The following is a 13752-nucleotide window of genomic DNA, read 5'->3' as shown; positions in this document are numbered from 1 at the left end:
GTCGCAGGTGAGCGGGCGGCCCGGCGGGGCAGGTGACGGCGATGGGAGAACCGCCGGCCACCGTCACGCCCTGTGAGGACGGACCGCTGCTGATCAGAGGCCACTTCGAGCTGCTGACTCAGGAGGGCGAGCCGATCGACCCGGGAAGCGCCACGGTCGCGCTGTGCCGGTGCGGCCGGTCGTCGACCAAGCCGTTCTGCGATGGTTCGCACAAGTCCGTCGACTTCCGGGACGAGCACACCGCCCGCTCCAGCACCCACAGCGGTGCGAACAGCGAGGCCGAGGCGGGGAACACGCGCCGCCCGCCGGCCCGCCGCCGCCCGGCCTCGGCCACCCCGACGACGAGCCCGGCAGCGAACCCGGCGGCGGCCAGCACCGGCAGCGGCCGCCGCGCGAGCGCGAGCCCGGTCAGCACCGCCAGGAACGAGGCCGGCTTCACCGGCTGCGCGAAGTCGTCGTAGGCCTGCCGCAGCCGCTGCGACCAGAACCGCCGGGCGTCGCACGGCAGCCTGCGGACGTACAGGCCGGGCGGGCGCAGCTCGCGTCCGCCGTGGGCGCGCACGGTACGGATGAGCTCCAGGTTCTCGAACAGCACGTCGCCGTCGTAGCCGCCCATGGACAGGAAGAACGACCGCCTGATCCCGAACGTGCCCGGGTAGTCGGCGCCCAGGGCACGGTTGAGCAGGGTGCGCGCGGTGTCCCAGCGGGCGTGCCAGGGGGCGGGGTCGAAGTAGTTCTGCGGTCTGACCAGCTCGGCGCGCGCAGGCCCACGGCGTAGCGGCGGTTGGGCAGCGAGGAGGTCATCTCGATCGCGGCCAGGTGGCCGACCAGCGCGCCGCGCAGCCGCCGGTGCAGGCCGAACAGCGACATGGCGTTGGTGACGGCCAGGGTGACCGCCGGGACCCTCGGCAGGTACGCGCCGTAGGAGTCGTCGAGGCCGAGGCCGCGCAGGCGTGGGATCGCCCAGGTGTGCGGGTCGGCCTCCTTCAGGTGATAGATCGAACGGTGGACCACGAACTCGCGGAACGTCTCGATCCCGGCCTCGCGCTGAAGGTACAGCGACACCGACGCCCCGTCGTCGTCCTCGGCGGTCAGCGCGGTGAGCGCGCGCCGCATCCCGGCGGGCGGCACCGGCTCGGGACGCGGGACGGCCTCGGCCAGCTCCCGTTCGAAGCGCCGTTCCAGCAGGCCGCGCAGGCGCAGCAGGGACGGCTCGGGGGCGTCGGGCAGTGTCGCGGGCGGCCGGGTGAGCCGGTCGAAGAGCAGGTCGGTGAGCGGGCCACGGGCGGGCGGCAGGCGCATCAGGCGTTCCTGCGGTAGACGGAGACGTGCGCGCGGCTGTCGTCGGTGAACGGGGTGCCGAGCCAGTCGGCCCAGCGGTGTTCCAGGGCCATCCCGGCCAGCCGGGCCATCAGGTCGAGCTCGCAGGGCCAGGCGTAGCGGTGGTCGGCGGGCAGCAGCCGCACGCCCTCGGCGGTCAGCCGTACGCGGGTGGTGCGCATGTGCTGGGTGGCCGGGGCAAGGCCGGCCGCCTCGATGAGGACGGCGTCCTCGGCCAGCGACAACACCCGCAGCGCGGACCCGTTCCGGAAGGCGGCCGGGTCGGGCACCCACGCCTCGACCACGAACCGCCCGCCCTCGCGCAGGTGCCGGGCCGCGTTGGCGAAGCAGTTGACCTGCGCCTCCTGGGTGGGCAGCGCGAAGATCGTGTTGACCGCCAGCACCACCAGCCGGTACGCCCCCTCGACCCGCATCGTGGAGAAGTCCCCCACGGTGACCGGAATGGCCGCGCCACCGGGTTTGGCCCGCAGCTCGCGGGTCATCTCCGTGGAGGCGTCGATCCCGGCGACGGACAGGCCGCGGGCGATCAGCGGGAGCGCCAGCCGTCCGGTGCCGATGCCGAACTCCAGCACCGGGCCGCCGTCCGCCAGCGCGGCCAGCCGTTCGACGGCCGCGCCGGTCGGCAGCTCCGTGACCGTGGCGTCGTAGATGTCGGCGATGGAACGCCCGTAGGCGGAGGCGTCGTAGGCCACGCGCACCTCCTGTCCCCCGTGTTTCAGCAGGTCAATGCCCGTGGCCTGATCGGCTAAACGCTGACCTCCACCCGCCCGCCGGCCACCCGTACGGCGTAGACGGGCACCTGTACGGCCTCCTCGTCCAGGCACGTACCCGACACCAGTGAGAAGACCTGTTTGTGCAGCGGCGAGGCCACGGTGGGCTCGCCCTTCCTGGTGCCGACGATGCCGCGCGAGAGCACATACGCGCCGCTGAACGGGTCGAGGTTGTCCAGCGCGTGCACGTGCCCCTCGTACGTGCGGAACAACGCCACCTGCCGGTCGCCGACCAGCGCGCAGACGCCGCGCTCCGGCGGGATGGCCGCGTACGCGCAGACCGGGGTCCAGCTCATCGGGCCATCACCGGCCTGATCTGGCCGCGCTCGGCGGCGAACACGATCGACGGGTCGGGCACGCCGGGGGCGTTGACGAAGCTGACGAACCGGCCCAGCTTCTCCGGGTCGTCCAGGGTCGCCGCCCATTCGTCGGCGTACGTGGCGATGTGCCGGTCCATCTGGGCGTCGAGGTCGGCGCAGATGCCGAGCGAGTCTTCCATGATCACCTTCCGGAGGTGGTCGAGGCCGCCGTCGAGCGTGTCCAGCCAGGCGGCGGTGCGTTGCAGGCGGTCCGCGGTGCGGATGTAGAACATCAGGAACCTGTCGACGGTCCTGACCAGGTCGTCGGTGCTCAGGTCGGTGGCCAGCAGGTCGGCGTGGCGGGGGCTGAAGCCGCCGTTGCCGCCGACGTACAGGTTCCAGCCCTGCTCGGTGGCGATGACGCCGAAGTCCTTCGACCTGGCCTCGGCGCACTCGCGGGCGCAGCCGGAGACGGCCGACTTGAGCTTGTGCGGCGCGCGCAGGCCGCGGTAGCGCAACTCCAGGGCGATGGCCAGGCCGACGGAGTCCTGTACGCCGTAGCGGCACCAGGTGGAGCCGACGCAGGACTTCACCGTGCGCAGGGCCTTGCCGTACGCGTGGCCGGACTCGAAGCCGGCGTCCACGAGCCGCCGCCAGATCCGCGGGAGCTGCTCGACCCTGGCGCCGAGCAGGTCGATGCGCTGACCGCCGGTGATCTTCGTGTAGAGCCCGAAGTCGCGGGCGACCTCGCCGATGACGATGAGCTTGTCCGGGGTGATCTCGCCGCCCGGGATGCGCGGGACGACCGAGTACGTGCCGTTCTTCTGGATGTTGGCGAGGAAGGCGTCGTTGGTGTCCTGCAACGCGGCCCGCTCGCCCTCCAGCACGTGCCCGTTGTGCAGCGAGGCGAGGATCGAGGCCACGGCGGGCTTGCAGATGTCGCAGCCGCGTCCCTGCCCGTGCTCGGCGATGAGCCGGGAGAACGTGGTGATCTCCCGTACCCGGACGATGTCGTACAGCTCGGCCCGCGAGTGCGTGAAGTGCTCGCACAGCGCCTTGCCGACCTCGACGCCCGACCGCTCCAGGAGCCGCCTGAGCATCGGCACGCAACTCCCGCAGGTGGTGCCGGCCCGCGTGCACGCCTTGAGGCCGGGCACGTCGGTGACCCCGCGCTCGGCGACGGCGTGCCTGACCTCCCCCGCGCACACGTTGTTGCACGAGCAGACCTGCGCGTCGTCGGGCAGGTCGAGCTGTGCCCCCTGTGTCCCCGCGCCGCTGAACAGCAGGTCGGCGGGCGGCGCGGGCAGCGGCTTGCCGACGAAGGGCCGCAACGCCGAGTACGGCCCCGCGTCGCCCACGCAGACGCCGCCGAGCAGCGTACGGGCGTCGTCGCTGATGAACAGCTTCTTGTAGACCCCGGCCACCGGATCCATGTAGGTGACGTCGAGCGCGCCCTCCATCGCGCCGAACTGCGCGACCTCGACGCCGAGCAGCTTGAGCCTGGTGGACAGGTCGGCGCCGGTGAACGCGGCCGTCCCGCCGGCGATCCGGTCGGCGGCCACCTCGGCCATCGTGTTGCACGGTCCGGCCAGGCCGTAGACCGTGCCGCCGGCCAGCGCGCACTCGCCGATGGCGTAGACCGCCGGGTCGGAGGTGCGCATCCCGGCGTCGACCACGATGCCGCCGCGCTCCCCCACCTCCAGCCCGCACGCCCTGGCCAGTTCGTCGCGCGGCCTGATGCCCGCCGAGAACACGACGACCTGGGCCTCGATCAGCGTCCCGTCCGGCGTGCGCAGTCCGGCGACCTGGCCGTCCGGGCCGGTGACGATTTCCTGGACGCCCGCGCCGGTGTGCACGCCGAGCGCGAGCGCCTCGATGTGGCCCCTGAGCACCGCGCCGCCGCCCTCGTCCACCTGGCGCGGCATCAGCCGGGGGCTCATCTCGACGATGTGCGTCCGCAGCCCGAGCGCCCGCAGCGCGTCGGCCGCCTCCAGCCCGAGCAGGCCGCCGCCGACCACGACGCCCTCGGCGGCGTGCTCGGCGGCCGTTCGGATCGCGTCCAGGTCGTCGATGGTGCGGTAGACGTGGGCGTGCTCGTGGCCGGGCACCGGCGGCACGAACGGCGCCGACCCGGTGGCCAGCACGAGCACGTCGTACGGCTCGGTGTGCCCGTCCTCGGCGGTCACCGTACGGGCCGTCCGGTCGACGGCGACGACGCGGCTGCCGAGCCTCGTCACGATCCCGGCGGGCACCGGGTAGGCGAGATCCCGGTCGGTGGCCCCCGACAGGTACGAGGTCAGCGCCACCCGGTCGTAGGCCGGGCGCGGTTCCTCCCCGATGACGGTGATCCGCGCGCCGGGCTCCCGGCCCGCCATCGCCTCGGCGAAGCGGTGGGCGGCCGGGCCGTAGCCGACGACGACGATTCTCCTCATACCGGTACTCCTTCCTGATCGCACAGCCAGCCGACGATGCCCTCCACGGCGTCGCGGCAGGTGCCGCAACCGGTGGTGGCCCTGGTGGCGGCGGCCACCCCGGCCACGTCCCGGGCGCCGGCCTCCCAGCACGCCCTGATCTGTCCCTTGGTCACGCTGTTGCACCGGCAGACCTCGGCCGCGTCCGGCATCAGCACCGGGCTGCCGGCCACCGGCGCCGCCGACAGGCCCGGGAACAGCAGCCCGGCGCGGTCGCCGGGCACCGGCCCGCCGCGGTCGAAGAGCTGGGTGAGGGTGCCGACGGCGTCGCTCTCGCCCAGCAGGATCGCGCCCACCAGCCGCCCGTCGCGGATGACGAGCTTGCGGTAGGTGCCGCGGGCGCGGTGGCTGAAGCGCACCACCTCGGCGTGCTCCTCGCCGAGCTGCGTCTCGCCCATGGCGGCCAGCTCGACGCTCTTCGCCTTGAGCCTGGTGACCAGCCGGGAGCCGCGGTAGCGGGCCTTGCCGCCGGTGATCACCTCGGCGGCCACGGCGGCCTGTTCCCAGGCGGGGGCGACGAGGCCGTACACGGTGCCGTCGTGCTCGGCGCACTCGCCGATCGCGAAGATCGAGGGGTCGTCGGTGCGCAGCTCGTCGTCCACGACGACGCCGCGCCGTACCTCCAGGCCCGCCGCGGCGGCCAGCCCGGTGACCGGGCGCACGCCGCAGGCCAGCACCACCAGGTCGGCCTCGACCAGCTCGCCGCCGGCCAGCCGGACGCCGCCCGGCTCGACGGCGGTCGCGCTGACGCCGGTGCGGGTGGTCACGCCGAGCCCGGCCAGGGTCTCGCCGAGCACGTCGCCCGCCTCGGCGTCGAGCTGGCGGTCCATCAGGTGCCCGGCCAGGTGCAGCAGCGTGACCGGCAGGCCGCGTCCGGCCAGGCCGCGGGCGGCCTCGACGCCGAGCAGGCCGCCGCCGACGACGGCCGCGCCGCGCGAGCGTCCGGCCGCCGCCACGATCCGCTCGCAGTCCGCCAGCGTTCGGAACGGGACCGCCCGCCCGGCGCCGGGCACCGGCGGCACGACCGCCTCGCTGCCGGTGGCCAGGACCAGCAGGTCGTACGGCTCGCGCCGCCCGTCCGCGGTCAGCACGTGCCGGGTCTCCCTGTCGATGCATACGACCTCGGTCCCGAGCACGGCCTCGACGTCGTGCTCGGCGTACCAGGAGGGGTCGAGCAGGCGCACCTGCTCCGGACGGGAGCCGCCGGCCAGCACGTCCGACAACAACACCCGGTTGTACGGCCGGCCCGCCTCGGCCCCGAACACGGTGACCCGCATCTGCGGGTCGCGTGCCCGCACCTCGCTGACCAGGCGTGACCCGGCCATTCCGTTCCCCACGACGACGAGCCTCATGAGTCCCTCTCCAGCCTGACCGCGCAGACCTTGAACTCCGGCATCCCGGAGACCGGGTCGAGCGCCGGGTTGGTGAGCCGGTTGGCGCCCTCCCAGTGGAAGGGCATGAACACGGTGTCGCGCCTGATGGCGTCGCTGATCCTGGCCACCGCCCGGCTCTCGCCCCGGCGGCTGCTGACCCGGACCAGGTCGCCCGCGGCGATGCCGAGCTGCGCGGCCAGGTCGGGATGCAGCTCCACGAACGGCTCCGGGGCGGCCCGTACCAGCGGGGCGATCCTGCGGGTCTGGGCGCCGCTCTGGTAGTGGGCCAGCACCCGGCCGGTCGTCAGGCGTACGGGGTAGTCCTCGTCGGGCTCCTCGGCCGCGGGCCGGTGCTCGACCGGGACGAACCTGGCGCGGCCGTCCGGGTGGGCGAAGCGGTCCAGGAACGGCCGGGGCGTGCCGGGGTGGCCGGCGGACGGGCAGGGCCAGTGGAGGGCCGTACCGGCGGCGATGCGCTCGTAGGTGATGCCGGTGTAGTCGGCGACGCCGCCCGCGCCGGCCCGGCGCAGCTCGTCGAAGACGGCGGCCGGCTCGGTGTCGAAGCGGTGCCCGAGCCGCGCGGCCAGCCCGGCCAGGACCTCCAGGTCGCTGCGGACGCCCGCCGGCGGCGCGACGGCCCGGCGGCGCAGCAGGACGCGGCCTTCGAGGTTCGTCATCGTGCCGTCCTCCTCGGCCCATTGGGTGACCGGGAGGACCACGTCGGCCAGCGCGGCGGTCTCCGACCTCACCACGTCGGCCACCACCAGCAGGTCGAGCCCGGCGATCCGCCCGCCGACGCGCGCGGACGCGGGCGCCGAGACCACCGGGTTGGACCCGAACAACAACAACGCCCGCGGCCCCTCCGGCGTGCCGAGCGCGTCCAGCAGCTCGTACGCCGACCGCCCCGCCCCCGGCAGGTCCTCGGGCCGCACGCCCCACACGCCCGCGACGTGCTCCCGGGCCGCCGGGTCGTCGATCCTGCGGTACCCGGGGAGCTGGTCGGCCTTCTGGCCGTGCTCCCTGCCGCCCTGGCCGTTGCCCTGGCCGGTCAGGCAGCCGTAGCCGGAGCCGTACCGGCCGGGCAGGCCGAGCGCGAGGGCCAGGTTGACGAACGCGGTGACGGTGTCGGTGCCTTTGGCATGCTGCTCGGCGCCGCGCCCGGTCAGGATGTAGGCGTTCCCGGCGGCGGCCAGCGCGCGTACCGCCTGCCGCATCCGGTGCACCGGCACCCCGGTGACACGTTCGACGCGCTCGGGCCACCAGGAGGCCAGCGAGGTGCGCACGGCGTCGAACCCGGTGGTCCTGGCCTCGACGTAGTCCGCGTCCACGAGGTCGTCGGCGACCGCCAGGTGCAGCAGGCCGAGCGCGAGCGCCAGGTCGGTGCCGGGCGCGGGCTGGAGGTGCAGCCAGGCGAGCCTGGCCGTCGGGGTGCGGCGCGGGTCCACGACGATCAGCCGCGCCCCCGACAGGCGGCGGACGAACGGCGGCATGGTCTCGGCCACGTTCGCGCCGGCCAGCAGCACGACGTCGGCGTCGTCCAGGTCGGTGATCGGGAACGGCAGGCCCCGGTCCATGCCGAACGCCCGGATGGTGGCGGCGGCGGCCGAGGACATGCAGAAGCGGCCGTTGTAGTCGATCTGGCTGGTCCCGAGCGCGACCCTGGCGAACTTGCCGAGCTGGTACGCCTTCTCGTTGGTCAGCCCGCCCCCGCCGAACACGGCCACGGCGTCGGGGCCGTGCTCGGCGCGGATCGCCGACAGCCGGGCGGCGACGTGGTCGAGGGCAGCCTCCCACGACGCCGGCTTCCCGTTCAGCAGCGGCGTGGTCAGCCGGGCGCCGTTGGTGAGCAGCTCGCCCGCCGTCCAGCCCTTCTGGCACAGCGCCCCCGGCCCGTCGGCCGGGACGTCGGTGCTCGGGCTGATCTCCAGCCCGGGGCCGATCTCCATGCCGCACTGCAACGCGCAGTACGGGCAGTGTGTGCGCGTCATGTCAGATCCGGGCGTGGGCGAGGCCGGCGACCGACCTGACGGCGGCGGTGCGCGTGTAGCACCACCAGGTCAGCGCCAGGCAGGCGGCGTAGAAGACGGCGAAGGCCAGGAACGCCGGCGCCGGGGTGCCGGCCGCGGCGAACGCCATGCCGAAGGCCCGGTTGACGAGGAACCCGCCGAGCGCGCCGACCGCTGAGATGACGCCGATCGCGGCGGCGGCCTGGCGCCTGCCGTACAGCAGGGCCTCCTCGCCCTCGCCGCGCTCGGCCACCGCCCTGGCCTGGAAGATCGCCGGGATCATGCGGTACGTGGAGCCGTTGCCGACGCCCGAGGTGAGGAAGAGCAGCTGGAAGGCCAGGAAGAACAGCCAGAAGCGGCCCGAGACGCTGCCCAGCCACACCAGCGGCATGCCGGCGCCCATGGCCGCGAACGTCCACATCGTCACCGGCCCGCCGCCGAACCGGTCGGCCAGCCACCCGCCCACCGGCCTGACCAGCGAGCCGAGCAGCGGCCCCGCGAACGCGACCGCCGCGTACGGCGCGTCCGGGAACAGGCTCTTGCTGAGCAGCGGGAACGCCGTCGAGTAGCCGATGAACGAGCCGAACGTGCCGACGTACAGAAAGGACATGATCCACGTCTGCGCCCGCCGGGCCACCGCGAACTGCTCGCGCGGATCGGCCCTCGCGCTGGTCAGGTTGTCCATGAAGAACCAGGCGCAGGCCATGGCCGCCACGATGAACGGCACCCAGAACCACCCGGCGGCGGCCAGCCCCAGCGAGCCGATCACCAGCGGCATGACGAGCTGCACCGAGCTGACCCCGATGTTGCCGCCCGCCGCGTTCAGCCCGAGTGCCAGCCCCTGCCTGCCGCGCGGGTAGAAATAGGTGATGTTGGCCATGCTGGAGGCGAAGTTGCCGCCGCCGACCCCGGCCAGCGCCGCGATCACCAGGAACAGCCAGTACGGCGTGCCGGGATCGTTCACCGCCACCCCGAGCAGCACCGCCGGGACGAGCAGCAGCCCGGCGCTGACCACGGTGAAGTCGCGCCCGCCGAACCTGGCGGGCCCGAACGTGTACGGCAGCCGCAGCGCCGACCCGACGAGGTTGGGCAGCGCGACGAGCCAGAAGAGCTGGTCGGTGGAGAAGTCGTAGGCCCCCATCCGCGTGGCCACGACGCTCCACAGGGTCCAGACGGTGAACCCGAGGTGCTCGGCCACGATGGAGAAGACCAGGTTGCGCCGGGCGACGTGCCTGCCCGTGCGCTCCCAGAAGGCCGGGTCGTCGGGGTGCCACTCGGTGATCCAGCGCGCCATGGGTCTCTCCTGCACTCGGCGTCGGGAGCACCAACGTAGGAAGGGCGGGTTACACGCGCCGACCGCCGGCGACGGTGCGCCGGTTACGTGTGATTCACCACCGTAACGGGACGCGCACAAGCGTCACCTGCGAAACCTGCCGGTAATCAACGGAGATCCGGCAGGTTACCGGGTCTTCCCGGGGGTAACAGCACTCACAGCAAGGGGGGAATTATGATCAAAAAGCTGCACCAGATGGGGATCAAGTCAGGCCACATGTACGCCTGTGGGCTGGCGTCCATCGGCCTGTCCTTCTGTTCCTGGATGATCTCGCGGAACAACGAGACCGCGGGCCTCGACCGGGCCGACCGATGGGGGATCTTCATCGGCGAGTGGGCGCCCACGTTCTTCGCGATGGGCGTCGCGCTGCGGATCGAGGAGACCCACAAGGAGCTCGGCGAGCCGGGCTCGGAGATGTTCGACACCGCGCAGGGCCATCGGGCCAGGTCGCACGTCGGCGTTTGAGCACGACGCCGCGCAGGTCACGCCGGGGGGCGTACCTGCGCGGCACACCCCCGGCCGGCGGCCTCAGTGGGAGAGCCGTTCCAGCGGCTCGTCGGTCAGCCGGTACTTCAGCCACTCGTCCTGCCGTACGGCGCCGAGCTTGTCGTAGAAGGCGATGGACGGCTCGTTCCAGTCGAGCACCGACCACTCCAGGCGCTGGTAGCCGCGCTCGGCGCAGATCCTGGCCAGCTCCGCCATCAGCGCGCGGCCGTGGCCGCCGCCGCGGTGGGCGGGGCGCACGTACAGGTCCTCCATGTAGATGCCGTGCACGCCGCGCCAGGTGGAGTAGGTCAGGAACCAGACCGTGAAGCCCACGGCCGCGCCGTCCTGCTCGGCCATGTGGGCGAACGCGGCGGGCCGCTCGCCGAAGAGCGAGTCGCGCAGCATCTCCTCGGTCACGCGCACCTCGTGCGCGGCGTTCTCGTACGCGGCCAACTCACGGATCATGCTCACGATCGCGGGGACGTCGTCTGGGGTGGCGGGGCGAATCATGCGCACAGGGTAGCCACCGGATTTGGTTGAACCGTCCACCGCCCCGGTACGTGGTACCAGCAGAACGGTATTCGGGGAACCGTCTGAACGCTCAGCCCAGTTGACCGAATGGGGACGGAAACCGTGGGCGTTTTAGAGGAACTGGGGGTACGTCTGCCCTCGTATCCGGACATCAGGCTCGCACTCGTACTCGGAGAGCGTGCCCTGTACGTGAACGGGGATCTGCAGACCGCCAGGCGCTGGTTCGACTCGGCCTACCGGCAGGCCGAGTCGTGCGGCGACGTGCCTGCGCTGGCCAGGGCCGCGCTCGGCCAGGGCGGGGTGTGGGTGCAGGAGCATCGCACGTGCGCGGAGTCGGAGATGGTACGGGCGCGTCAGCGGCACGCGTTGTCGCTGGTCGATCCGTACTCGTCGCTGGCGCTGCGGCTGCGCATCAGGATGACCGGGGAGGAGGACTACGGCGCGGGCGGGCACGAGGCGATCCTGCGGCTCGTCGCGCGGGCCAGGACCGCGGGCGATCCGACGGCGCTGGCCGAGGCGCTGAGCCTGGCCCACCACTGCCTGCTCGGCCCGGAGCACGGGCCGCTACGGCTGGAGCTGGCCAGGGAGCTGATCGGCCAGGCGCCGGTCACCGGCCGCAGGGGCGACCTGCTGATGGGCCTGCTGTGGCGGACGGTCGATCTCCACCTGGCCGCCGATCCGCACGCCGGCCGCTGCCTGGAGGAGTTGCAGGGTCTGCTGGCCGAGCACGACCACCTGGCGGTCGGGTTCGTGGTCGACGTGATCAGGGTGATGCTGACGATCAGGGCGGGCCTGTTCGACCAGGCGGAGAAGATGGCCGGCGACTGCTTCGAACGCGGCGTCAAGGCCGGCGACATGGACGCGACCGGCTGGTACGGCGGCCAGATCGCCGCCGTCCGCTGGTACCAGGGCCGCGTGGCCGAGCTGCTGCCGGTGCTGACCGACCTGGTCAGCTCGCCCACGCTCAGCCCGATCGACAACTCCTACCTGGCAGGCTTCGCGCTGGCCGCGGCCACTTCGGGCGACCGCCGGCTGGCCGCCGGTCACCTGGCCCGGCTGCGCGGCCGGGACCTGGCCGACCTGCCGAGGTCGAGCTCGTGGTTGTTCTCGATGTACTGCGTGGCCGAGACCGCCCACCTGCTCCAGGACGCCGGCACCGCCGCCGAGGCGTACGCGCTGCTGCGGCCCTTCGCCGGGCTGCCGGTGATCGCCAGTCTGGGTGTGGTCTGCTTCGGCTCGGTGCACCACAGCCTCGGCATGGCCGCCCTCACCACGGGCGACGTGGACCTCGCCGCCGAACACCTGGGCGAGGCGGTGCGGGCCAACCTCGCGCTCGGCCACTGGCCCGCCGCGACGTTGTCGCGCTGGCGGCTCGGCCAGGCGCTCGCGCTGCGCGACGGGCCGCACGACAAGGCGGCGCGCGCCGCGCAGAGCACCGCCGCCCAGGAGGCCAAGGATCTCGGCATGGTGCTGCCGGCCATGGTCGGCAGGGCGACCGCGACGCACGGGACGTTCCGGCTGCGCCGGCACGGGCGGCACTGGCAGGTGGAGCACGCCGGACGGCTGGTGGTGGTCGAGCACAGCGTCGGCATGCAGCACCTCGCGACCCTGATCGCCAATCCGGGGCGCGAGATCCTGGCCGCCGACCTGGCCGCGGGGGCGGCGGCGCAGGAGAGCGAGCCCGCCTCGGCGCAACCCCTGCTCGACGACCAGGCCAGGGAGACCTACCGGCAGCGGCTGAGCGAACTACAGGCCGAGATCGACGAGCTGGAGGCGATGAACGACATCGAACGGGCCGGAGCGCTGCGGCTGGAGCGCGAGTGGCTGGTGGCCGAGCTGACGGCGGCGACCGGGATCGGCGGGCGGGTGGGGCCGTTCACGGGCACGGAGGAGCGCGCGCGGATCGCGGTCGGGAAGGCGATCCGGCGGGCGATCTCCCGCGTCTCGGCCGCCGACCGGGCGCTGGGGGAAGAGCTGCGGGCCACCGTGCACACCGGGGTGCGCTGCTGCTACCGCCCCCGCTGAGGGTCGTACGGGCGCGTCCGCGCGGCGTGCCCATCCCTCCCCGTCCGGGACACTGGTCGCAGGAACCAGAGGAACGGACATACAGCATGGAGCACCGCACACTCGGACGTACGGGACGCCAGGTGGGCGTCGTGGGCCTCGGCGCCTGGCAGCTCGGCGCCGACTGGGGCGAGGTGAGCGAGGACGAGGCGTTCGCCACCCTGGACGCGGCCGTCGACACGGGCGTCACCTTCGTCGACACCGCCGACGTCTACGGCGACGGCCGCAGCGAGCAGATCGTCGGCCGTTTCGCCAAGGCCCGCCCCGGGATCACCGTGGCCACCAAGATGGGCCGCAGGGCGGCGCAGGTCCCGGCCAGCTACGTGATGGACAACTTCCGGGCCTGGAACGAACGCTCCCGGCGCAACCTGGACGTGGACACCCTCGACCTGGTCCAGCTCCACTGCCCGCCCACCCCCGTCTACTCCTCCGACGCCGTCTTCGACGCCCTGGACACGCTGGTCGCCGAGAAGAAGATCGCGGCGTACGGCGTCAGCGTGGAGACCTGCGAGGAGGCGCTGACCGCCATCGCCAGGCCGGGCGTGGCGACCGTGCAGATCATCCTCAACGCCTTCCGGCTCAAGCCGCTGGAGCGGGTCCTGCCCGCCGCCCGCGCGGCCGGGGTGGGCGTCATCGCCCGCGTCCCGCTGGCCAGCGGCCTGCTGTCGGGCCGCTACGACGAGCACACCGTGTTCGCGCCCGACGACCACCGCACCTACAACCGGCGCGGCGAGTCGTTCGACGTGGGTGAGACCTTCTCCGGCGTGGACTTCGGCACCGGGCTGGAGGCGGTCCGCAAGCTGGCCGGGCTCGTGCCCGAGGGGGCGGCCATGGCCCAGTTCGCGCTGCGCTGGATCCTCGACCAGCCCGGCGTCTCCGTCGTCATCCCGGGCGCGCGCAACCCCGGCCAGGCGAGGTCCAACGCGGCCGCCGCCGGCCTGGCCACGCTGCCGCCGGAGACGCTGGAGGCCGTGCGGTCGGTGTACGACGAGCTGATCCGGCCCCAGGTCCACGGGCGGTGGTGAACGCGTTGACGGTCCGGCGTCCCGGCGCTTATATTTAGGAAACTTTCCTAAGC

General features: G+C 73.3%; 12 protein-coding genes. 4 read left to right on the top strand and 8 right to left on the bottom strand.

Annotated features, from left to right (window positions below; genetic code table 11):
* Positions 1 to 41: 41 nt before the first annotated feature.
* Positions 42 to 461 carry a CDGSH iron-sulfur domain-containing protein gene (locus DMB42_RS32030; RefSeq protein ID WP_125640038.1) on the top strand — a complete coding sequence of 140 codons (420 nt, stop codon included), beginning with the start codon at positions 42 to 44 and terminating at the stop codon, positions 459 to 461.
* On the opposite strand, the gene DMB42_RS32025 is transcribed toward DMB42_RS32030, so the two are convergent.
* The 7 genes from DMB42_RS32025 to DMB42_RS31995 are packed head-to-tail and all read right to left on the bottom strand — an operon-like array spanning position 436 to position 9554.
* Positions 436 to 1302, bottom strand: coding sequence for an iron-containing redox enzyme family protein (locus DMB42_RS32025; protein ID WP_125640035.1), 867 nt, complete (start codon positions 1300 to 1302; stop codon positions 436 to 438). The genes DMB42_RS32030 and DMB42_RS32025 overlap by 26 nt on opposite strands.
* On the bottom strand, positions 1302 to 2033 hold the full coding sequence (locus DMB42_RS32020; RefSeq protein ID WP_260478068.1) for a class I SAM-dependent methyltransferase: 732 nt from the start codon (positions 2031 to 2033) through the stop codon (positions 1302 to 1304). The genes DMB42_RS32025 and DMB42_RS32020 overlap by 1 nt, the downstream gene beginning before the upstream one ends.
* 53 nt (positions 2034 to 2086) lie before the next feature.
* Positions 2087 to 2407 carry a nitrite reductase small subunit NirD gene (nirD, locus tag DMB42_RS32015; RefSeq protein WP_125640030.1) on the bottom strand — a complete coding sequence of 107 codons (321 nt, stop codon included), beginning with the start codon at positions 2405 to 2407 and terminating at the stop codon, positions 2087 to 2089.
* Positions 2404 to 4842, bottom strand: a complete 2439-nt coding sequence (gene nirB, locus DMB42_RS32010; protein ID WP_125640027.1) for a nitrite reductase large subunit NirB — start codon at positions 4840 to 4842, stop codon at positions 2404 to 2406. Before nirB ends, nirD begins: the two co-directional genes overlap by 4 nt.
* Positions 4839 to 6233, bottom strand: coding sequence for an FAD-dependent oxidoreductase (locus DMB42_RS32005; protein ID WP_125640024.1), 1395 nt, complete (start codon positions 6231 to 6233; stop codon positions 4839 to 4841). Before DMB42_RS32005 ends, nirB begins: the two co-directional genes overlap by 4 nt.
* On the bottom strand, positions 6230 to 8242 hold the full coding sequence (locus DMB42_RS32000) for a molybdopterin oxidoreductase family protein (RefSeq protein ID WP_125640021.1): 2013 nt from the start codon (positions 8240 to 8242) through the stop codon (positions 6230 to 6232). The genes DMB42_RS32005 and DMB42_RS32000 overlap by 4 nt, the downstream gene beginning before the upstream one ends.
* Position 8243: 1 nt before the next feature.
* On the bottom strand, positions 8244 to 9554 hold the full coding sequence (locus DMB42_RS31995; protein ID WP_125640017.1) for an MFS transporter: 1311 nt from the start codon (positions 9552 to 9554) through the stop codon (positions 8244 to 8246).
* Between the two features lie 213 nt (positions 9555 to 9767).
* Between DMB42_RS31995 and DMB42_RS31990 the strand changes: the two genes are divergently transcribed.
* Positions 9768 to 10058 carry a hypothetical protein gene (locus tag DMB42_RS31990; protein WP_260478067.1) on the top strand — a complete coding sequence of 97 codons (291 nt, stop codon included), beginning with the start codon at positions 9768 to 9770 and terminating at the stop codon, positions 10056 to 10058.
* A gap of 63 nt (positions 10059 to 10121) precedes the next feature.
* Here DMB42_RS31990 and DMB42_RS31985 read toward each other — a convergent pair whose 3' ends face one another.
* Positions 10122 to 10589, bottom strand: coding sequence for a GNAT family N-acetyltransferase (locus DMB42_RS31985; protein ID WP_125640014.1), 468 nt, complete (start codon positions 10587 to 10589; stop codon positions 10122 to 10124).
* A gap of 123 nt (positions 10590 to 10712) precedes the next feature.
* Here DMB42_RS31985 and DMB42_RS31980 point away from each other — a divergent pair, with 123 nt between their 5' ends.
* A complete protein-coding gene (locus DMB42_RS31980) occupies positions 10713 to 12635 on the top strand; it encodes a hypothetical protein (protein ID WP_260478066.1) in 1923 nt (640 codons plus the stop codon).
* Positions 12636 to 12721: 86 nt separating this feature from the next.
* Positions 12722 to 13699, top strand: a complete 978-nt coding sequence (locus DMB42_RS31975) for an aldo/keto reductase (RefSeq protein ID WP_125640009.1) — start codon at positions 12722 to 12724, stop codon at positions 13697 to 13699.
* Positions 13700 to 13752 lie beyond the last annotated feature (53 nt).

The sequence above is a fragment of the Nonomuraea sp. WAC 01424 genome, from assembly GCF_003947315.1.
Classification (GTDB): Bacteria; Actinomycetota; Actinomycetes; order Streptosporangiales; family Streptosporangiaceae; genus Nonomuraea; species Nonomuraea spiralis.
Note: the sequence above shows the minus strand (reverse complement) of the source record. Positions and strands in the feature narration are given on the sequence as shown.